At 73.2% G+C, this 19,703-nt stretch carries 16 protein-coding genes and 1 pseudogene; 7 read left to right on the forward strand and 10 right to left on the reverse strand.

From position 1 onward, the window contains the following. Together IEY91_RS04580 and IEY91_RS04585 are read right to left on the reverse strand one after the other, a co-directional pair. Positions 1–984 carry a DUF2510 domain-containing protein gene (locus IEY91_RS04580; RefSeq protein WP_189172949.1) on the reverse strand — a complete coding sequence of 328 codons (984 nt, stop codon included), beginning with the start codon at positions 982–984 and terminating at the stop codon, positions 1–3. A 170-nt stretch (positions 985–1,154) separates the two neighbouring features. Further along, on the reverse strand, positions 1,155–2,336 hold the full coding sequence (locus tag IEY91_RS04585; RefSeq protein WP_189172950.1) for an anhydro-N-acetylmuramic acid kinase: 1,182 nt from the start codon (positions 2,334–2,336) through the stop codon (positions 1,155–1,157). Positions 2,337–2,605: 269 nt separating this feature from the next. Between IEY91_RS04585 and IEY91_RS04590 the strand changes: the two genes are divergently transcribed. Then, entirely contained in the window at positions 2,606–3,946 is a 1,341-nt protein-coding gene (locus tag IEY91_RS04590; RefSeq protein ID WP_189172951.1) for an MFS transporter, read from the forward strand. Positions 3,947–4,291: 345 nt separating this feature from the next. Here the strand turns inward: IEY91_RS04590 and IEY91_RS04595 are convergent, their stop codons facing one another. Then, a complete protein-coding gene (locus IEY91_RS04595) occupies positions 4,292–5,317 on the reverse strand; it encodes an acyl-CoA dehydrogenase family protein (protein ID WP_189172952.1) in 1,026 nt (341 codons plus the stop codon). Continuing rightward, complete coding sequence (locus IEY91_RS04600; RefSeq protein WP_189172953.1) at positions 5,317–6,477, reverse strand: acyl-CoA dehydrogenase family protein; 1,161 nt, start codon at positions 6,475–6,477, stop codon at positions 5,317–5,319. Before IEY91_RS04600 ends, IEY91_RS04595 begins: the two co-directional genes overlap by 1 nt. Positions 6,478–6,583: 106 nt before the next feature. Between IEY91_RS04600 and IEY91_RS04605 the strand changes: the two genes are divergently transcribed. The 4 genes and pseudogenes from IEY91_RS04605 (at position 6,584) to IEY91_RS04620 (ending at position 12,052) form a co-directional block, all read left to right on the forward strand. Beyond that, entirely contained in the window at positions 6,584–7,372 is a 789-nt protein-coding gene (locus IEY91_RS04605) for an SDR family oxidoreductase (protein WP_189172954.1), read from the forward strand. A 15-nt stretch (positions 7,373–7,387) separates the two neighbouring features. Continuing rightward, positions 7,388–8,008, forward strand: coding sequence for a TetR/AcrR family transcriptional regulator (locus tag IEY91_RS04610; protein ID WP_189172955.1), 621 nt, complete (start codon positions 7,388–7,390; stop codon positions 8,006–8,008). A gap of 48 nt (positions 8,009–8,056) precedes the next feature. Further along, positions 8,057–9,214 (forward strand): acetyl-CoA C-acetyltransferase, encoded by a 1,158-nt coding sequence (locus IEY91_RS04615; RefSeq protein ID WP_164318447.1) that lies wholly within the window; start codon positions 8,057–8,059, stop codon positions 9,212–9,214. 194 nt (positions 9,215–9,408) lie between these two features. After that, positions 9,409–12,052, forward strand: a pseudogene (locus IEY91_RS04620) (ATP-binding protein). Positions 12,053–12,105: 53 nt separating this feature from the next. On the opposite strand, the gene IEY91_RS04625 reads toward IEY91_RS04620, so the two are convergent. From IEY91_RS04625 to IEY91_RS04640, 4 genes are read right to left on the reverse strand one after another with little or no spacing between them, the layout of a single operon-like run. Next, entirely contained in the window at positions 12,106–13,233 is a 1,128-nt protein-coding gene (locus tag IEY91_RS04625; RefSeq protein ID WP_229696702.1) for an NAD(P)H-dependent flavin oxidoreductase, read from the reverse strand. After that, complete coding sequence (locus IEY91_RS04630) at positions 13,230–13,997, reverse strand: CoA-transferase subunit beta (protein WP_164318446.1); 768 nt, start codon at positions 13,995–13,997, stop codon at positions 13,230–13,232. The genes IEY91_RS04625 and IEY91_RS04630 overlap by 4 nt, the downstream gene beginning before the upstream one ends. Continuing rightward, complete coding sequence (locus IEY91_RS04635; RefSeq protein ID WP_189172956.1) at positions 13,994–14,866, reverse strand: CoA transferase subunit A; 873 nt, start codon at positions 14,864–14,866, stop codon at positions 13,994–13,996. The genes IEY91_RS04630 and IEY91_RS04635 overlap by 4 nt, the downstream gene beginning before the upstream one ends. Continuing rightward, positions 14,863–15,669 (reverse strand): enoyl-CoA hydratase family protein, encoded by an 807-nt coding sequence (locus tag IEY91_RS04640; RefSeq protein WP_229696703.1) that lies wholly within the window; start codon positions 15,667–15,669, stop codon positions 14,863–14,865. The genes IEY91_RS04635 and IEY91_RS04640 overlap by 4 nt, the downstream gene beginning before the upstream one ends. Before the next feature lie 71 nt (positions 15,670–15,740). Here IEY91_RS04640 and IEY91_RS04645 point away from each other — a divergent pair, with 71 nt between their 5' ends. Further along, positions 15,741–16,505, forward strand: a complete 765-nt coding sequence (locus tag IEY91_RS04645; RefSeq protein WP_189172957.1) for an SDR family oxidoreductase — start codon at positions 15,741–15,743, stop codon at positions 16,503–16,505. Between the two features lie 72 nt (positions 16,506–16,577). Then, positions 16,578–17,504, forward strand: coding sequence for an SDR family oxidoreductase (locus IEY91_RS04650; RefSeq protein ID WP_189172958.1), 927 nt, complete (start codon positions 16,578–16,580; stop codon positions 17,502–17,504). 68 nt (positions 17,505–17,572) lie between these two features. On the opposite strand, the gene IEY91_RS04655 is transcribed toward IEY91_RS04650, so the two are convergent. Further along, complete coding sequence (locus IEY91_RS04655) at positions 17,573–19,087, reverse strand: SulP family inorganic anion transporter (RefSeq protein ID WP_189172959.1); 1,515 nt, start codon at positions 19,085–19,087, stop codon at positions 17,573–17,575. 136 nt (positions 19,088–19,223) lie between these two features. After that, positions 19,224–19,601: a hypothetical protein gene (locus IEY91_RS04660; RefSeq protein WP_189172960.1), complete on the reverse strand. Its 378-nt coding sequence runs from the start codon at positions 19,599–19,601 to the stop codon at positions 19,224–19,226. Between the last annotated feature and the right edge of the window lie 102 nt (positions 19,602–19,703).

The following is a 19,703-nucleotide window of genomic DNA, read 5'->3' on the forward strand; positions in this document are numbered from 1 at the left end:
TCAGACCTGCTGGCCGTCGCCCCCCGCGCCGCCGCCCCCGCCACGGGCCTTCTTGATGCCCTTGGTGATCTTGTCCATGTACGACACCGACGGCGCCTCGTCGTGGTCGTCGATGCCGAAGCGGACGATCACCATCGTCGTGTCGTCGGCGGGCGACTTGAAGGCCAGTGACTGCACATAGCCGTCCGAGCCCTTGCGGTTGACCGCCTTCCAGCGGACCAGGTAGCCCTTCTTCCCGGCCACGGTCACCGACTTGGACGCGAGCTGCTTGTGGGAAACCAGCTTGCCGCCATAGATCTTGCCGCCGTAGGACTCTTCGGCGTTCTTCTCGATGTCCGCCTTCGCGGCCGCCTCGGGGTCGGTCTCCTTGATCTTCAACGCGATGGCGGGGGTGGAGAAGGCGCCGCCGCGCACACAGGTCTGCGCGCCGTCGCCCGGGCACTTGTACCTGCCGGTGGTGACGCTCGCGCCGCGGCCGCTCGACGTGCCCTGCCAGCCGTCCGGGACCGGGATGCTGATGCCGCTCGCGGCGTCGGTGGCGAACCCCTTCTCGGTCGGCGGCCCCTCCGAAGGACCGGGCGCATCGGACTCGCCCGGCCTGTCGGGCTCTTCGCTGCCGCCGCCCTTGCCGGGCTCCGAAGGGGCGGACGGGGCCGGGGACTTGGCGCTGTCGTCGCCGTCATCGTCGTCGCCCGAGGTCAGCGCGTACACGCCGCCGCCTATGCCCGCGAGCACCGCGAGGGCGACCCCGACGACGATCGCCGTACGCATCCGGCGCCGCGAGGGCTGCGGCGGCTGCTGCGGGTACATGGGGAAGGCGGGGGAGGTGGGTGCGGTGGGGGAAGCGGGTGCGGTGGGCGAGGCCCCGCCCGGCGCGCGGACGTGATCCGTCCACATGTTCCCGTCCCACCACCGCTCGGACGGTGGGCCGCCAGGTATCTGCCCGGGGTCGGGATACCAGCCCGGGGGAGTCGCGTGCGTCATGGGCGTCAGCGTATGAGCACCGCGTGAAAGTGGGATGAGAGGGGTCGGCGCTTTTCGGCCGATGGGGCGGAGTCGGTCAACTCCGGGTGCGGTGCCGGGCGGTGCGGCGTCGGTGCGGTGGCATGTGGTTCGGTGTGGTGCCGATTGTGGTGCCGAGTGTGGTGCCGATTTCAGTGTCCGTCGACGACGAGCCGTCGCGGGGGCCGCGCGTCCTCGGTCAGTCCGGGCAGGCGCAGCCCCGTACGTCCCGGAGTGAGCGAACCCAGCACGCTCGCGTGCCGCGCGCCCGTGCTCGCCGCGACGGTGCCGGGCAGGCCGTGCACTGTGAGGAATCCGAGGACCGCGAAGGCGTACGCCTCCTTCGCCGCCGACGCCAGCCCCAACTCGTCGGAGGCCCGCACCGGCACGCCCGGCCCCAGCTCGGCCCGCAGCGCGGCCATCAGCACCGGATTGCGGATGCCGCCGCCGGACGCGACGACCTCGCTCGCCTTCGCCGTACGCACCGCGTCGGCCACCGTCACGGCCGTGAGCCGGGTGAGCGTCGCGACGACGTCCTCGGGTGCGAGGGCCTCGTACCCCTCGAGGGCCCGGCGCAGATAGGCCGGATGGAACAGTTCCTTGCCGGTCGTCTTCGGCGCGGGCAGCGCGTAGTACGGCTCGGCGAGCAGTCGGGCCAGGAGGTCGCCGTGCACGGTGCCGCGTGCGGCGATCTCGCCGTCCCTGTCGTACGTGAGGTCCTGCTCGCGGCCCTGGGGCGTCAGCTCGCGCACCGCCGCGTCGATCAGCGCGTTGGCCGGGCCGGTGTCGAACGCGGTGCCGTCCGGGGCGGTGATGTTGGCGATGCCGCCCAGGTTCAGGGCGATGGGGGTGCCGGGGCGGCCGCGCAGCCACAGCTGGTCGACCAGGCTGACGAGCGGCGCGCCCTGGCCGCCCGCCGCGACGTCCCGCGGCCGGAAGTCCGCCACCACGGGCAGGCCCGTGGCCTCCGCGATCCACGCGGCCTGGCCGATCTGGAGCGTGCCGTGCACCCGCCCCTCGGCCACCCAGTGGAAGACGGTCTGCCCGTGCGAGGCGACCAACTCCGCGCGTCCGTCGCACAGTTCCCGGTCGGCCTCCGTGGCGGCCGCGGCGAAGGCCTGACCGATGCGGGTGTCCAGGCGGCAGACGTCCGCCATGGTGGTGCGGGACGGCGGCAGTGCCTTGGTCAGGGCGGCGCGCAGGTCGTCGTCGTACGCGCGGCTGATCACGCCCAGGGGGGTGAGGTGGAGGCTGTCGCCGTCGAGGGTGAGGTCTACGGCGCCCGCGTCGATGGCGTCGTGGGAGGTGCCGGACATGAGGCCGATCACTCTCACGAAGGTCTCCTTCTCTCACTGTGCGGGTTTCCCTGGGCCGTTGACCACAAGGTCCCGTTGGCCGGGGTGGCCGCTGATCGCGCTTCGCGCTCGTCCTCAAACTCCCCCAAGCTCTTAAGGAGCAGGGAGGGACCCCCTCGACGGGCTGACAACTTGCCGGAGCCGTCGTCGGGAGCAAAACAGATTTCGCGCCGACCGCCCTCAGGCTACTGTTCTGCGTTTGTCGCCGGGCGGGGCCGTCTTGTCGTGGGTGATTCTCTGGGGTTCTTGTGCCGTCGGTTTCTTCTCGTTCTCCTCGTTCTTCCAGTCCGTGGCGGGACTCCGATTTCCGCAGGCTCTGGCTCGGCCAGACCGCTTCGCAGGTCGGGGAGCACACCAGCCTGGTGGTCCTGCCGCTCGTCGCCGTGCTGACCCTGCACGCCGACGCGGGCCAACTCGGCGCCCTGCGCGCGGTGGGACAGGCCCCGATCCTATTGTTCGCGCTGTTCGCGGGCGCGTGGGTGGACCGGTGGCGCACCCGCACGGTGATGGTCCTGACGGACGCCGGGCGGGCACTGGCCCTGGGCGGCGCGGCCGTGGCCGCACTCCTCGGCGCGGCCGGTCTGCCGCTGCTGCTCGCGGTCGCCTTCGCCGTCGGCGTCCTGTCCGTGTTCTTCGACGTGGCGTACCAGGCGTCACTCGTACGTCTGGTGGCTCGCGATCAACTCGTGCGCGGCAACAGCGCGTTGGAGGGCAGCCGGTCCGCCGCGCAGATCGGCGGGCCCGCGCTCGGCGGGGCCCTGGTGTCCGTGCTGTCGGCGGCGGCGGGTGTCGCGGCCGGGGCGGTGTTCTTCGGGGTGTCCTTTCTGTCGATACGCCGGATCCGCCGGGTCGAGGCGTCGCCGGAGCGCGAGTCGTTCCCCGACGGGCGTGCGGGGCGTGCCGGGTGCGATGGCTGTGCGGGGCCTGCTGGGCGTGCCCCGAGCGTGTGGCGGCGGATCCACGAAGGGCTCCGCTTCGTGGTCCACGACGCCGCGCTCCGCACCGTGGGCCTCGCGTCGGCCGCCTTCCAGTTCTCCTTCGCGGCCCTGATGACCGTGTATCTGCTCTTCCTGCCCAGGGAACTGCATCTGTCGGGCACCGCCGTCGGCCTCGCGCTCGCGGCGACGGGGCCGGGCGCGCTCCTGGGCTCGCTGCTCGCAGCCCGGCTGCCGGGGCGGTTCGGGTACGGGACGGTGCTCGTGTGCGCCGCGGCGCTCGGCGACGGCGTACTGCTGTGCCTGCCGGTGCTGCACGGACCCGCCGCCGTGACGGTCCCGGTGCTGCTCGCGGTCAACTTCGTGTTCGGGGTCTTCGGCCAGTTGGTGAACGTCACGGTCATGGCCGTCCGGCAGGCCCTCACGCCGGACGGGATGCAGGGCCGCGCGGCGGCGACGATCACGTTCGCCGGCATGGGGACCACCCCGCTGGGCTCGCTGCTCGGCGGGTGGCTCGCGGGGGAGTGGGGGCTGCGCACCGCACTCCTGGTGACGGCCGTCGGCATGATGGCGTCCCCGGTGCTGATGGCACTGTCTCCGCTGGCTCGCCTGGGGAAGACACTTCCGGTCGCGCCGGTTCGGTGCGCGCGGTGATTGCGTACGGCGAAGACGTCACCCTCGTCCGCGCGTGCGGCTGTGGGGGTGCCCCTCGGCAGGGCCCCCGCTCGCCCCTGCACCTCGCCCACCTCAAGTCCTCCCTCCTCGGGCGCGCCCCCGCTCGCCTCCGCACCTCTCCCGGCTCATGTCTTCACCTCTCGACCACGCGGCCCCTCATCTCGGCTACGCGGCCCCCTCCTCGCCAGGCTCGTCGCGGGCGGCGCGCGGGCGGCGGTTGGATCCGGCATCCGGCTGCTCCTGGTCCCCTCCTCCTCGGCCCGGCCGCCCCCCTGCTCGCCTCCTCACCCGCCCTGCCGACCCACACCTCGCCGCCCCACCCCCTCAACTCCCACCGGCCCCCTCCACCACCCGCCCCCGCCACATCCCCGCCCCGCCCCAAGCCCCCCGCAGCGCCCGCGCCTTCAGCAGCCACAGGGAGAGGTCGTACTCGGCCGTGTACCCCAGTGCCCCGTGCAGCTGGAGTGCCGCGCGGGCCGCGTGGTGGGCCGCATCGCCGGCGGTCACCTTGGCCGCGGCGAGGTCCACGCGCGCGGCCGCCCGGTTCCCGTCCCGCAAGGACACCGCCGCCCCGAACACCAGCGGTCGCGCGAACTCGAGGGCCACAAGCACGTCCGCGAGGCGGTGCTTGACCGCCTGGAACGAGCCCACCGGCACGCCGAACTGCGTACGCCCCTTCACGTACGCCACCGTCCGGTCCAGGAGCGCGTACCCGACGCCGAGGCACTGGGCGGCCGTCGCGAGGGCCGCCCAGTCGAGGGCCCGGCGGGCGGCGGCGTCCGCAGGCTCCCCGGACGCCAGCAACTCCCCGCCCGGCAGGAGCCGTCCGAGCCGCCGCGTCGGGTCGAGGGACGCGCGCGTGCCCGCCTGGCCGGGCGCGAGCCGGACCTCCCCGTCCCCGGCGGCGAGCAGCACCCCCGCGGTGTCCGCGTCCAGCGCGAGCGGCCCGGTGTTGGTGCGGGTGCCGGTGAGCGTCAGCGTCGCGCTCACCCGGCCGCCGACCAGCGCCGGAAGGAACCGCTTGGGGGGCTCCGGCACCCCCAGCCCCGCCAGTCGCGACAGGAGCGCCACCGCCGCCACCGTCTCGACGGCGGGACCTGGCACCGCGTGCCTGCCCAACTCCACGAAGGCGACGGCAGTCTCCACGGGCAGCGGTCCCACACCTTCGTACTCCTCGGGTGCCGCGAGGCCGAACACCCCTGCCTCGCCGAGCCGCCGCCACACCGCGAGGCCGGACGCGTGCTCCCCGGCGGCCCAGTCCCGCGCTGCGCCCGGTACGTCCGCCGCCGTCAGCATGCCGTCCAGGGAGCGCGCGAACGCCCGCTGCTCGTCGTCCAGGAAGAACCGCATCACCGGCGTCCCTTCGGCAGGCCGAGCAGCCGCTCGGCGATGATGTCGCGCTGGATCTCGTTGGTGCCCGCGTAGATCGGCCCGGCGAGCGCGAAGACGTACCCCTCGGTCCAGTCGCCGCACTCCGTGCCGAGCAGGTCCAGTGCCGTCTCGTGCACCGCGATGTCGTACTCGGACCAGAACACCTTGTTGAGGCTCGACTCCGCGCCCATCGACCGACCGGACTCACTGGCCTCACCGGACGAACCGGCCGCGAGCCGCGAGGCGTTGGCCCAGGTGAAGAGCTGGTACGCGCGCGCACCGAGCACCGCGTCGGCCACCCGGTCGCGCAGCGCCGTGTCCGCCGGGTCGCCGTGCGCCCGCCAGTCGCGCAGCAGTCGGTCGGCCGTCGCGAGGAAGCGGCCCGGGGAACGCAGCGTCAGACCCCGCTCGTCGCCCGTCGTCGACATCGCGATCCGCCAGCCCTGGCCGGGCTCGCCGATCACGTCCTCGTCGGGCACGAACACGTCGTCCAGGAACAGCTCGGCGAACGCGGGCTTGCCGTCCAGGCGGCCGATGGGCCGCACGGTGACGCCCTCCGCGTCGAGGGGGAACATCAGATACGTCAGGCCCCGGTGCGGCCGGTCCGTGTCCGGGTCGCTGCGGAACAGGCCGAACGCGCGGTCGGCGAACGCGGCCCGCGACGACCACGTCTTCTGCCCGTTCAGGACCCAACCGCCCCGCACCCGCCGGGCGGTGGACCGCAGCGACGCCAGGTCCGAGCCCGACTCCGGCTCCGACCAGGCCTGCGCCCAGATCGTCTCGCCGCTCGCCATCGGCGGCAGCAGCAGCGCACGCTGCTCCGGCGTGCCGTGGTCGAGGAGCGTCGGCGCGAGCAGGCTGATGCCGTTCTGCGAGACCCGGCCCGGGGCGCCCGCCGCGTAGTACTCCTCCTCGAACAGCAGCCACTTCACGATTCCGGCGCCCCGCCCGCCGTACTCCTCGGGCCAGGACACCACCGACCAGCGGTCCGCCGCCAGCTCCCCCTCCCAGGCGCGGTGGGCGGCGAAGCCCTCCTCCGTCTCCAGCGAGGGCAGCGGCCGCGCCGGCACATGCGCGGCCAGCCAGGCCCGCGCCTCGCGCCTGAACTCCTCTTCCTCCGCGCTGAAGTCGAGGTCCATCGCCGGTCCACCTCTCGCTCGGACATCTTCCCTAACAAGTGTTTGGTAGATTAGCGTGTGGGGCAGACAATCGTCGAGGGCCGGTGGAGTTGAGGGGGTGTCAGGGATGGGCGCGACAGAGGCTTCGTACGTGGCCGGGCACGGCCTGCTCGACGGCCGCACGGCCGTCGTGACCGCGGCGGCGGGAGCCGGCATAGGCGGCGCCACCGCGCGCCGCTTCCTGGAGGAGGGCGCGCGCGTCGTCATCGGCGACGCGCACCCGCGCCGCACGAAGGAGGCGGTCGAGCAGCTCGCGGACGAGTTCGGCGCCGAGCGCGTGCACGGCACGCCCTGCGACGTGACGGACGAGTCCCAGGTCCGGGCCCTGTTCGAGCTGGCCGAGCAGCGCCACGGCGGTCTGGACGTCGTCGTGAACAACGCGGGCCTCGGCGGCACCGCGGAGCTCACGGAGATGACCGACGAGCAGTGGGACAAGGTCATCGACGTCACGCTCACCGGCACGTTCCGCTGCACCAGAGCAGCCCTGCGCCGCCTGCGCGCCGCCGACCGCGGCGGCGTCATAGTGAACAACGCCTCCGTGCTCGGCTGGCGCGCCCAGCCCGGCCAGGCGCACTACGCGGCGGCCAAGGCCGGAGTCATGGCCCTGACCCGCTGCGCCGCCCTCGAAGCCGCGCCCCACGGGATCCGCGTCAACGCCGTCGCGCCCAGCCTCGCCCTGCACCCGCACCTGGCCAAGGTCACCTCCGGCGAGCTGCTCGACGAGCTCACCGCGCGCGAGGCGTTCGGGCGCGCCGCCGAGCCCTGGGAGATAGCCAACGTCATCGTCTTCCTCGCCAGCGGCTACTCCTCGTACATGACGGGCGAGACGGTCTCCGTCAGCAGCCGGCACCCCTAGGCGGAGAATGACCGTGTGCCGAAACAGAAGCAGCAGAAGAAGCCCCCGGTGACCCCCTCGCCCGAGCGGCGCGAAGAACTGTTGAGGATCGCCGCGGACGTCTTCGCCGAACAGGGCTACAACGCCACGACGGTCCGCAAGATCGCGGACGCCGCGGGCATGCTCGCCGGCAGCCTCTACTACCACTTCGATTCCAAGGAGTCGATGCTCGAAGAGATCCTCCGCACGTTCCTGACCGAGCTGTGGGACGGGTACGACAGCGTCCTGTCCGCGCCGCTCGGCCCGCGCGAGACCCTGGAAGCCCTCGTCACCGAGTCCTTCCGGGAGATCGACCGGCACCGCTCCGCCGTCGCGATCTACCAGAAGGAGTCCAAGCACCTGGTCTCCCAGACCCGGTTCGAGTACCTGGTCGAGTCCCAGCAGCGGTTCGAGAAGGCCTGGCTGACGACGCTGGAGCGCGGCGTCACCGACGGCGTCTTCCGCGCCGACCTGGACATCCGCCTCGCCTACCGCTTCGTGCGCGACACCGTGTGGGTCGCCGCGTCCTGGTACCGCCCCGGCGGCGGCCACAGCCCCGAGGAGATCGCCCGCCAGTACCTGTCGATGGTCCTGGACGGCATCGCCGTACGCACGTAAGCGCGCGCCGTCGCCGTACGGCGCCAAGACCGCGAGGAGTACGCAGCCATGGCCGAGGCCTACATCGTCGAGGCGGTCCGCACGCCCGTCGGCAAGCGGGGCGGCGGCCTCGCCGCCGTGCACCCCGCCGACCTGGGCGCCCACGTCCTGAAGGCGCTCATCCAGCGCGTGGGCGTGGACCCGGCCGCCGTGGAGGACGTCGTCTTCGGCTGCCTGGACACCGTCGGACCGCAGGCCGGGGACATCGCGCGCACGAGCTGGCTGGCGGCCGGACTGCCCGAGGAGGTGCCGGGCGTGACCGTCGACCGGCAGTGCGGATCCTCGCAGCAGGCACTGCACTTCGCCGCCCAGGGCGTCCTCTCCGGCACCCAGGACCTCGTCGTCGCGGGCGGCACCCAGAACATGTCGATGATCCCCATCGCCTTCGCGTCCCGGCAGGCCGCCGTACCGCTCGGCCTGACCGAGGGCCCGTTCGCGGGCAGCGAGGGCTGGCGCGCCCGCTACGGCGACCAGCCCGTCAACCAGTTCCACGGCGCCGAGTTGATAGCCAAGAAGTGGGGCATCTCCCGCACGGACATGGAGGAGTTCGCGCTCACCTCCCACCAACGGGCCCTGCGCGCGGCCGACGAGGGCCGCTTCGACCGCGAACTCGCCCCGCTCGCGGGCGTCTCCGCCGACGAGGGACCGCGCCGCGACACCACGGCGGAGAAAATGGCGGGCCTCAAGCCCGTCATGGACGGCGGCACCATCACCGCCGCCTGCTCCTCCCAGGTCTCCGACGGCGCCGCCGCCCTGCTCCTGGCCGGCGAACAGGCCGTCCGCGACCACGGGTTGAGGCCCCGCGCCCGGATCCACCACCTGTCCGTGCGCGGCGAGGACCCCATCCGGATGCTCTCGGCGCCCATCCCCGCCACCGCGCACGCCCTGAAGAAGACCGGCCTGACCCTCGACGACATCGACCTCGTCGAGATCAACGAAGCCTTCGCGCCGGTCGTCCTCGCCTGGCTCAAGGAGACCGGCGCCGACCCCGGGCGCGTCAACATCAACGGCGGGGCCATCGCCTTGGGCCACCCTTTGGGTGCCACCGGCGCCCGGCTGATGACGACGCTGCTTCACGAACTGGAGCGCACCGGCGGCCGGTTCGGCCTCCAGACGATGTGCGAAGGAGGAGGCCAGGCCAACGTGACTGTGATCGAACGCCTGTAGAGGCCACCGGCCGCCCGCGCCGGCGTCTGTGCGTCGCCCCGCCGCGCCGCTGCCCGGGGGCACCGCGGCGACCTGGCATATGACTCGGCGTCACCCCTTGCGGGAGTACCTGCGCGGACCGCTCTCCGCGACGGCCCCGACCCGGCTAGTCTCAAGTTCTGTACGTCGATTGAGCGACCCCGGGAGGTAGCGCGATGACGCAGGGACGGCCCGGAGGTGGCGCCTGGGCCCCGTTGTGGGAGCGTGACGCGGAACTGGCCGCGGCCGAGCACGCGCTGTCCGCACTGTGCTCGGAGATGACGACCGAGGGCAGTCTGCTCGTCTTCAGCGGCGAGGCCGGCATCGGCAAGACCGCGCTGCTCTCGGAAGTACGCCGCATGGCACTGGCCCGCCGCGCCAAGGTGTTGGTCGCCCGCGGCGGCGAGACCGTCTCCACGGTCCCCTTCAACGTCGTGCGGCAACTCCTGCAACCGGTCCTGGTCTCGCTCTCGCCAGAGGTGTCCCGCGAATATCTCGGCGACTGGCACGACATCGCGGGCCCCGCCCTCGGCATCACCGAACCCGGCAGCGGACGGCCCGAGCCGCAGGCGGTGTGCGACGGCCTCGTCGACGTGGTGTCCCGCTTCGCCCGCGTGCACTGGCCGCTGGTCCTGATCGTCGACGACGCGCACTGGGCCGACCAGGAGACACTGCGCTGGCTCGCCGCGTTCGCAGAGCGCCTCGCCGACCTGCCCGTGCTCATCGTGGTCGCCCACCGGCCCGGCGAGGCCGGCGGCGACAGCGCCCGCCACCTCACGCGCATCGGCGAGGCCGCCCGCCCCACCACCGTCCTGCGCGCCCTCACCCCGGACGCCGCCGCGGGCCTGACCCGCGCCACCCTCGGCGAGCACGCCGACGCCCCGTTCTGCCGCGAGGTCTGGGCGGTCACCGGCGGCAATCCGTACGAGTCCGTCGAACTGCTCGCCAAGGTGCAGGACAGCGAGATGGAGCCGGTGGAGAGCTCCGCCGCCGAACTGCGCGCCCTCAACCGCTCCGCACGCGGCCGCGGCCTCGTCGCCCGCATCCAGGAACTCGGCACGGACGTCACCCAGTTCGCCTGGTCCGCGGCCATCCTCGGCTCCGAGATCTCCGTGGAGCTCGCCGCCTCGCTCATCCCCATGCCGCTGGACGACGCGGAGCGCTGCGCCGACCGGCTGTGCACCGCGCGCATCGTGAGCCGCGGCGACCAGGGTCTCGAGTTCGTCCACCCGCTGATCGCCTCGGCCGTCTACGCGTCCATGCCGACGGCCACGCGCACCGCCTTCCACGGCCGCGCCGCCTGGGCCGTCACCCACTCCGGGCGCGGCGCCGCCGCAGCCTCCATGCACCTCCTCGAAGTCCACCCCGACGACGATCCGGAACTCGTCGGACAGCTCCGCGCAGCCGCCACCGAACATCTCGCCGTCGGCGCGCCCGACGCGGCGCTGTCTGGAGCGGGCCCTGCGCGAGCCGCCCCGCCCCGAGGTACACGCCCATGTGCTGTACGAACTCGGCTGCGCCACCCTGCTCACCTCACCCGTCACCACCATCGGGCACCTGCGCGAGGCACTGTCGATGACCGGCCTCGGCCAGGACCTGCGCGTCGACGCCGTGTGCAGGCTCTCGCAGGCCCTGGTGCACAACGACCAGCTCGGCGAGGGCCTGCGGGCCATCACCGAGGAGGCCGCCAAGCTCCCCGACGGCCCTGCCCAACTGCGGCTCAAGGCCGTGCACTACATGTGGGAGGGCATCCACGCGGGCGAGGAGGACTCACCGGGACGCTCCCGGCGCCTGGCCGCGCTCGCCGGTCCGCTGACCGGCCGCGACAACGCCGAGCGCGCGCTGCTCATCCTGCGCGCCTTCGACGCGATGACCCGGGGCGAGAACGCCGAAGAAGTCGTCGAACTGTGCGACCGCGCCCTCGTCAACGGCCGGCTCGCGCCCGGACTCGGCTGGACCGACACCGAGTGGGGCTTCGAGCTGCGTCTGATGCTCGGCGGGTCGTACGCGTTCGCGGACCGGCTCGACCGCGCGGAAAGCCTGTTCACGGAGGCCGTCAGGGCGTACGAGGCGGCGGGCTGGAGCGGCGGCCACCTCGCGCTCGCGCACGCCTTCCTCGGCTATGTACACCGCAGGCGCGGACGGCTCAGGGACGCCGAGAAGTCGCTGCGCGAAAGCCTGCGGCTCGCCGACCGCGTGGGCCAGGGCGGACTCCCGATGCACTGGGAGGCGGCCAGCATGCTCATCGACACCCTGCTCGCCCGCGGCCACGCCGAGCAGGCCAGCGCCGTCGCCGACCACTACGGCTTCGCGCCGCCCTCCGCCTCCACGATCTACGTCCCCGACGCGATGTCCGTACGCGGACGGCTGCTGCTCGCGCTCGGCCACCGGGAAGACGGCCTCAACGAACTGGAGGCCACCGCCAAGGCGTTGACGGCCCGCGGCCAGTACAACACCGTGCTCGCGCCCTGGGCGTACGACCTCGCCCGCGCGCTCGCCGACGAGGACCCGCGGCGGGCCGCCGACCTCGTCGCCGACGCCCGCGTGCAGGCCGAGCGGTTCGGGACGGACACGGCCATCGGCGAAGCGGTTCGGTGTGCGGCGGCGCTGGAGACGGGGGCTCGTGCCGTTGCCCTGTACGCCAAGGCCGTGACCTATCTTGAGGCCTCGCCGTGTGCCTACGAGCACGCTGTGGCTCGGGTCGAGTACGGGGTCGCCTCGGGCGCCGTTGAGGAGTTGGAGCGTGGGCTTGCCCTCGCACGGGCTTGTGGGGCTGATGGGTTGGCCGCCCGGGCCGAGCGGGAGTTGGGCCGCCTGTAGTTCCCTGGACGTGGTCCTGGGGCGCGGCCGCGGGGCTCCGCCCCGGACCCCCTTCATCGGCCTTCGGCCTCGTCCTCAAACGCCGGACGGGCTGAAACTACCCCCGCGCGGGCTGACATGCCTGTCCCCAGCCGCTCCAGCGTCTCCTCCGCCTCCCGCACCACCCTCCCCACCAGCTCCTCGCACGACGGCAAGTCCCCGATCAGTCCCGCCACTTGACCCGACGCCATCACCCCCGCATCCGTGCGGCCGTCCACCATCGCTGCCTTGAGCATCATCGGCGTGTTCGCCGCCAGCAGGACCTGACTCCACGTGAGCTCCTTGCCGTGGCGCATCGCCAGGCCGTCGCGGATCAGGCGCGGCCAAGTCGTGCCGGAGACTCGGCGGAACGCCGCCGCGTGGCGCACGGCGCGCGTCAGGGAACGCACTCGGCCCGACCGCTCCAGGGCCGTCACCAGGTCCGTGCGCAGCATGCGGTGGGGGAGGCCGTCCACGCGTGTGGTGACCGTGATGTCCCTGACGGTCGCCGCCAGATAGCGGGCCTTCACCGCGTCCGGCACCGTCGACTCCGCGGTGAGGAGGAAGCGGGTGCCCATGGCGATGCCTGCCGCGCCGTAGGCCAGCGCCGCGACCAGGCCCCGGCCGTCGTAGAAGCCACCCGCGGCGATCACCGGGATGTCGACGGCGTCCACGACCTGGGGAAGCAGCACCGTCGTCGCGACCTCGCCGGTGTGGCCGCCGCCCTCTCCGCCCTGCACCAGCACCGCGTCGGCGCCCCACGCGGCCACCTTCTCCGCGTGCCGCCGCGCCCCTACGGAGGGGATCACAAGGACACCGGCGTCCTTGAGCTCCGCCATCAGGTCCTTGGAGGGGGCGAGGGCGAAGGACGCGACCCGGACGCCCTCGTCGACCATGATGCGCACCCGCTCGCGGGCGTCCCCCGCGTCCGCCCGCAGGTTCACGCCGAACGGCGCGTCCGTACGGGACTTGACCTCCCGGACCGCCGCACGAAGCTGGTCGGGCGTCATCGTCGCGGAGCCGAGGATGCCCAGGGCGCCCGCGTTCGCCACCGCCGAGACCAGGCGCGGGCCCGCCACCCAGCCCATGCCGGTCTGTACGACGGGGTGGCGCACCCCGACCAGGCGGGTCAGCGCCGTCTGCGGGCCGGGCGGCGCGGTCATGGCGTCGGCACCTCGCGCTCGCGCAGGCCCGAGGGGTCCACCACGTCCCGGATCAGGCGCAGTTCGTCGGGGGTCGGGTCGCGCGTGAGCGGCACTTCGGGCGGGGCGGAGAGGGGGAAGCCCGTGGCCTCGCGGACCTCGTCCGGCGTCACCCCGGGGTGGACGCTCACCAGGCGCATCGCATGGTCCGGCGCGGCGAAGTCGAACACGCCGAGGTCCGAGACCACGCGCCGCAGGTCGTGGAAGCGGGTCGCGGACGGGCCCGCCGCGGCCGCGCTGTCGTACCCGACCCCGCAGATCATGTCGACACGCTCCACGAACACGCGCGGGGAGTGCCTCGGGATCCAGTAACTCACCGGATTGTTGAGGGAGTTGGCGGGCGCGCCGCGGGCGCCCAGGAGCTGGCGGGTCGGGCGCCGCCAGTCGCCGACGCAGCTGATGTTCTGGTTGCCGAAGCGGTCGATCTGGCTCGCACCCATCATCACGTGCCGCCTGCCGCCCATCGCCATCGTCAGATGGCGGCGGTACGGCAGCCAGCCCTCCGTGACCGCCGACCGCGCCCCGACCGCCGGCACGTCCCCGATCAGCAGCGCCTCGCCGTCCGTCAGGAGCAGGTCGGGCGCGAACGTCAGCTTCGCCAGGCGCGCCGCGACGGAGGGGATCGTGCCCATCGGCGACGCGAGCACCTCGCCGTCGCCCCGCCAGGCCTCGGCGCAGGCGACCACGCAGTACTCGGCGCGGGTGACGGTGGTGGACGTCGTCATCGCTGCTCCTTGTGCCAGGCCTGGACGGCCAGTTGGTAGTCCTCCTCGGACGCGCCGATGAGGAACCGGGAGTGGAAGGCCTGCCACGTCTCGGGAGTGCGCGCCGCCGTCGCGTACTCCTTCTGGAAGGACTCGTCCCGGCCGTAGTCCGGCGCGCACGACGTGAAGTGCGCCCCCTTGGGGGTCTCGGCCACGCCCGTCACCGCGTGCCGGGAGACCAGCAGCGTCTGCGGCGCCGCGTGCGCCGTCAGCTCCGCGGTGTCGACGATCCGCTCACAGGTGACGTACGCCGTTTCGGCCGCCTCGCAGAACAAGTCGTCGAAGTACGGATCCGGGCCCAGATACTGGCCGTTGCCCAGGTGGTCCGCGCGGTTCAGGTGGACCAGCGCGGCGTCCAGGCGCAAGGCCGGCACCGCCACCAGCTCCTCGCCGTCCTCGTACGGTGAAGTCACCGTCCGCAGGCCCGGGTTGACGCGCAGCACGTCCGAGCCGAGGCCCGCGCGGACCGGCAGGAACGGCAGCCGCTGGGCCGCCGCCGTCAGGCCCTGCATGAACATCGCCTCGTCCAGCTCCACCAGCTCGAAGGCGCCGCGCTCGCGTGCCGCGCGGAAGTGCGGCTCCAGGGGGATCGAGTCGAGCGTCACGAACGCCGTGACCAGCTTGCGGATACGGCCCGCCGCCGCGAGCAGCCCTACGTCCGGGCCGCCGTACGCCACCACCGTCAGGTCCGTGACGTCCGAGCGCAGCAGCGCCCTGACCAGGGCCATCGGCTTGCGGCGCGAGCCCCAGCCGCCGATGCCGAGCGTCATGCCGCTCTCCAGGCGCCCCACGATCGCGTCGGGCGTCATGACCTTGCCGTTGCCGCTCATGCCGGGTCCTCCTGTTCCTGCTCTTTCTGTTCCTGCTCTTTCGCCGTCGTCGTACGGTCGTTCGCCGCCCCGCCGAAGCCGTCGCGGATGCGGTCCGCGAGGCCGCTCAGGTTCGCCTCGAAGGTGAAGCCCTGCTCGAAGCGGTAGCTCCGGTGTACGTCGACGGGGTCGATGCCGTTGATCGCGGCCTTGGCCAGGCGCAGCAGCGTGCCGTCCTTGCGGGCCATCTCGTGCGCCAACTCCAGGGCCGCCGCGTGCAGTTCCGTGCGCGGGACCACCCGCCACACCGATCCGTGCGCGTGCAGCTCGGCGGCCGTCGCCGTGCGTGAGGTGTAGTACAGCGCGCGCATCAGGTGCTGGGGCACCAGGCGGGCCAGGTGCGTCGCGGCGCCCAGCGCGCCGCGGTCCAGCTCGGGCAGGCCGAAGGTGGCGTCGTCGCTCGCCACGATCGCGTCCGCGTTGCCGACCAGGCCGATGCCGCCGCCCAGGCAGAAGCCCTGCACGGCCGCAACCACCGGGACCTCGCACTCGTACACCGCCGAGAACGCCTCGTAGCACCCGCGGTTGGCGCCTATCAGGGCCTGGTGGCCCACGTCGCGCTGCATCTCCTTGATGTCCACGCCCGCGTTGAACCCGCGGCCGGCCGCGGCGAGGACCACGCAGCGGACCTCGGGGTCGCGGCCCGCCGCGCGCACCGCGTCCGCCAGGTCGTACCACCCCCGCACAGGCAGGGCGTTGACCGGCGCGTAGTCGACGGTGACGACGGCCACGCCGCCGTCCGGAACCGAGGTGGAGACAGGCATCAGCGGATCCGCTACCTTTCAACCAGCGTCCTCAACCAAACATTTGTTAGTTGCTTGGGAAGGTAGCAGCCATGACTGACAAGGGACAGATGGTCGTGGTCACCGGCGGCACGCGCGGCGTCGGCGCCGGCATCGCGCGCCGCTTCCTGACCGCAGGCGCGCGCGTCGTCGTATGTGCCCGCAGGCCCCCGGCCGCGCCCGTCGAAGTGCCGGGCAACGCCGCCGAGTTCCGTCTCCTCGACGTGCGCGACGCCGAAGCGGCGACGGAATTCTTCGGCGCGGTGGCGGCCGATCACGGCGGGATCGACGTGCTGGTCAACAACGCGGGCGGCACGCCGTTCGGGCTGCTCGCCGAGACGCCCGCCGCCCGCCAGACGAAGATCGTGCAACTCAATCTGCTTGCGCCGCTCTACACCTCCCTGGCCGCCTACGAGGTGATGCGCCGTCAGGAGACGGGCGGCGTCATCGTCATGATCGGCAGCGTGAGCGGCACCCGCCCCTCACCCGGCTCCGGTGCCTACGGCGCGGCCAAGGCGGGCCTGGAGAACCTGGCGCGCACCATGGCCGTCGAATGGGCGCCGGAGGTACGCGTGAACACCGTCGTGCTCGGCCTCACCCGCACCGAGAGCTCCCATCTCCACTACGGCGACGAGGACGGCATCGCGGCCGTCGGCCGCACCGTCCCGCTGGGCCGCCTCGCCGAGCCCGCCGACGTCGGGGACGCCTGTGTGTTCCTCGCCTCCGACGCCGCGCGGTACGTCAGCGGCTCTTCGCTGCACCTGCACGGCGGGGGCGAGCGGCCCGCGTTCCTGGACGCGGCCTCCGTGAACCACTGACCCGACTCGCCCAAGACTGCCCCGACCCACCCACTGCTGCCCCGACCACCCACCGCACAAAGGAGTTCCCGCATGAATGCTGTCGACGGTCCCGGGATCTGCGCGGGCCGCGTTGTGATCGTCACGGGCGCGGGCCGGGGCCTCGGGCGCGCGCACGCGCGTGCCTACGCCGCCGAGGGCGCGCGGGTCGTCGTGAACGACCTGGGGGTGGGCCTCGACGGCTCGGGCGCCTCCGGCGGTCCCGCGCAGGACGTCGTCGAGGAGATCCGCGCGGCGGGCGGCGAGGCGGTCGCGCACGTGGGGGACGTCGCCACGCCCCAGGGCGCCGCGTCCCTCGTACGGGCCGCTCTGGAGACGTACGGACGCCTGGACACCCTGGTGAACAACGCGGGGTTCCTGCGCGACCGGATGCTGGTGAACCTCGACGAGGACGCGTGGGACGCCGTCGTACGCGTACACCTGAAGGGGCACTTCCTGCCCCTGAAGCACGCCGCCGCGCACTGGCGTGCCGAGGCCAAGGCGGGGCGGGTGCCGCGCGCGTGCGTGGTCAACACCAGCTCCGGAGCAGGTCTGTCGGGCAGTGTCGGGCAGGGCAACTACAGCGCCGCCAAGGCCGGGATCCTCGGCCTGACCCTGGTGGCCTCCGCCGAACTGGCCTCCTACGGAGTGCGCGTGAACGCCATCGCGCCCGCCGCGCGGACCCGCATGACCGAGGAGACCTTCGCAGGGACGATGGCCGCCCCCGAAGACGGCGGGTTCGACGCGATGGCCCCGGAGAACGTGTCCCCGTTGGTCGTCTGGCTCGGCTCGGAGTCCTCCGCCGGGGTCACGGGCCGCGTCTTCGAGACCGAGGCGGGCCGCATCACCGTCATGGAGGGCTGGCGCCCCGGCCCGACCGCCGACAAGGGGGCCCGCTGGAGCGCGGCAGAGGCGGGCGAGACGGCGCTGAAGCTGCTGTCCCGGGCGGAGGCGCCACAGCCGGTGTACGGGGCGCGCTGAGGCCCACCCGGTGTGCACGGGGTGCCTGCCCGCGAAAGGGCTCCGCGGGCAGGCACCCCGGCGTCGCGTCACATCCCGGCCGCCACCCGCACCGGCTCCGTGCCCTCCGCGCTGTGCCGTGCCGCCCAGTTCTCCAGGGAGGTGCGGCAGGCGTGGTCGAGGTGGCGCAGACCCGAGAGGTCCAGTTCGATCGGGCGGTCCTGGGGCAGCGCCTCCAGGGCGTCGAGGATCTTCGGGAGGCGCAGGAACGTGGCGTTGCCCGACAGGTGGGCGCGGATGGGGCCCGCGCCCTTGTCGACGACGTCGATGTGCACGTGCGAGGTCTCCCACGCCGTCTTGACGACGGCGAGCGCGAGCCCGATGAGAACGCCCTCGAACATGCTCACCGACACGATCGCGACGGCCGTCACCACGAGCACGACCGCCTCGCCCCGGTGCTCGCGCCACAGTCCGGCCACCTGCCGCGCGGGCACCAGCTTGCAGCCCGCGTGCACCAGGACGCCCGCGAGAGCGGCCACCGGGATGAGGCCGAGCGCGGCGGGCAGCAGCGCCGCGAACAGCAGCAGCCACACGCCGTGCAGGACACGCGAGGCCTTCGTACGGGCGCCCGCCTGCACATTGGCGGCACTGCGTACGATCACCGCGGTCATCGGGAGCGCGCCGAGGATCCCGCACACGGTGTTGCCCGCGCCCTGGGCGACCAGCTCCTTGTCGTAGTCGGTGCGCGGACCGTCGTGCAGGCGGTCCACCGCGGCCGCGCTGAACAGGCTCTCCGCGGAGGCGATCAGCGCGAACGCGAGGACCGTGCCGATCGCGCCCAGCGTCGCGAGCTCGCCGAAGGCGCCGCCGCCGGGCGGCTGCACGGCTTCGATCAGGCCCTGCACCTCGACGGTCGCCACGGGCAGCGAGAACAGCAGGGACAGTCCTGTGGCCAGGGCGACGGCAGCCAGCGGCGCCGGGATCGTGCCCAGCGCGCCGGGCATCCTGCGCCACAACAGCAGCACCGCGATGGTGCCCGCGCCGAGCCCGAAGGCGGTCAGCGCGCGGCCGGAGCCGAACGTTTCGGCAAGCAGCTCCGGCAGCCCGCCGATCTTCGCGAGCCCGCTCGCCGGGGCCGCGCGGTCCGCCATCGCGTACAACTGCCCGGCGATCAGTACGAGTCCGATCCCGGCGAGCATGCCCTCGACGACGGCGACGGATATCGCGCGGAAGAACCGGCCGAGCCGCAGCAGCCCCATCGCGAGCTGGAGCAGGCCCGCGGCGAGCACCAGCGCGCCGAGCGCCGCGAGGCCGAACTCCTGCACGGCCTCGTACACGAGGACCGTCATACCGGCCGCCGGGCCGCTGACTTGAAGACTGCTGCCGGGCAGCAGTCCGGTGACGAGACCGCCGACGATGCCGGTGATCAGCCCCAGTTCGGCGGGTACGCCGGAGGCGACGGCGACGCCCACGCACAGGGGGAGCGCGACGAGGAAGACCACTACGGAGGCGGTGAGATCGTGCCGTCGGTCTTGCCGTCGGTCTCCGGAGACCTTTAATACCGAACGGGCACGGTGACGGGAACGGTCGAGAAATTGCTGCATGGGGGATGACTCCTGAGCGCCACGGGGGCGTGTCGGTGCTCGGTGTGACATGGATTCGGCGCGAGTCGTCACGGCGACGCGGAGAGGCCGCGGGTGCGGGCTCTCTGGGGGCGCGTGCGGTGGCGACCGGCGCCTGTCAGCAGCGGAAGACCTGGAGGAGGGACGGGAGTTCGCTGCCCGCGGGTCTGCTCTCGTCGTACGCGACGACGCGCGGGTGGCACGACGGCTCGGGCACGTCCTGCGGCGTGGGCGCGGCCGGGGCCACGTGGCCGTCCGTGACGGGGCACGTGTGCGGGCGGGGGCGGACGCGGATGTGTTCGGGCGCCGACTCCGCGCCCGGCGGGGCGCCGTCGCCGCACGCCGTGTAGGCGACCGGTTCGGCGGTCCCCGCGGTCGCGTGGGCGCTGGGGGACAGGCCTCCGGCGAGGCCGAGGCACTGGAGGACGACCAGGAGCACGGTGGCCAGGGCGGTGGGCACCCAGCGGGGCCCGCGGGGTCCGGCCGGACGGGCCATGTGCTCACCTCCGTGCGCGTAGTTCCATGGTCAAGTGGAAACCTAGGCTACGGATGTGTCACGGGGATGACTTGACGGTGACAATGTGCGGCGTCTCACGTT

Origin of the sequence: Streptomyces lasiicapitis (assembly GCF_014646335.1) — a bacterium.
Classification (GTDB): Bacteria; Actinomycetota; Actinomycetes; order Streptomycetales; family Streptomycetaceae; genus Streptomyces; species Streptomyces lasiicapitis.

Bases quoted from the DNA above. Each gene is read 5' to 3' on its own strand.
- IEY91_RS04580 (WP_189172949.1), bottom strand. From the start codon at position 984: ATGACGCACGCGACTCCCCCGGGCTGGTATCCCGACCCCGGGCAGATA.
- IEY91_RS04595 (WP_189172952.1), bottom strand. From the start codon at position 5,317: ATGCGGTTCTTCCTGGACGACGAGCAGCGGGCGTTCGCGCGCTCCCTG.
- IEY91_RS04600 (WP_189172953.1), bottom strand. From the start codon at position 6,477: ATGGACCTCGACTTCAGCGCGGAGGAAGAGGAGTTCAGGCGCGAGGCG.
- IEY91_RS04605 (WP_189172954.1), top strand. From the start codon at position 6,584: ATGGGCGCGACAGAGGCTTCGTACGTGGCCGGGCACGGCCTGCTCGAC.
- IEY91_RS04615 (WP_164318447.1), top strand. From the start codon at position 8,057: ATGGCCGAGGCCTACATCGTCGAGGCGGTCCGCACGCCCGTCGGCAAG.
- IEY91_RS04625 (WP_229696702.1), bottom strand. From the start codon at position 13,233: ATGACCGCGCCGCCCGGCCCGCAGACGGCGCTGACCCGCCTGGTCGGG.
- IEY91_RS04630 (WP_164318446.1), bottom strand. From the start codon at position 13,997: ATGACGACGTCCACCACCGTCACCCGCGCCGAGTACTGCGTGGTCGCC.
- IEY91_RS04635 (WP_189172956.1), bottom strand. From the start codon at position 14,866: ATGAGCGGCAACGGCAAGGTCATGACGCCCGACGCGATCGTGGGGCGC.
- IEY91_RS04640 (WP_229696703.1), bottom strand. From the start codon at position 15,669: ATGCCTGTCTCCACCTCGGTTCCGGACGGCGGCGTGGCCGTCGTCACC.
- IEY91_RS04645 (WP_189172957.1), top strand. From the start codon at position 15,741: ATGACTGACAAGGGACAGATGGTCGTGGTCACCGGCGGCACGCGCGGC.
- IEY91_RS04650 (WP_189172958.1), top strand. From the start codon at position 16,578: ATGAATGCTGTCGACGGTCCCGGGATCTGCGCGGGCCGCGTTGTGATC.
- IEY91_RS04655 (WP_189172959.1), bottom strand. From the start codon at position 19,087: ATGCAGCAATTTCTCGACCGTTCCCGTCACCGTGCCCGTTCGGTATTA.
- IEY91_RS04660 (WP_189172960.1), bottom strand. From the start codon at position 19,601: ATGGCCCGTCCGGCCGGACCCCGCGGGCCCCGCTGGGTGCCCACCGCC.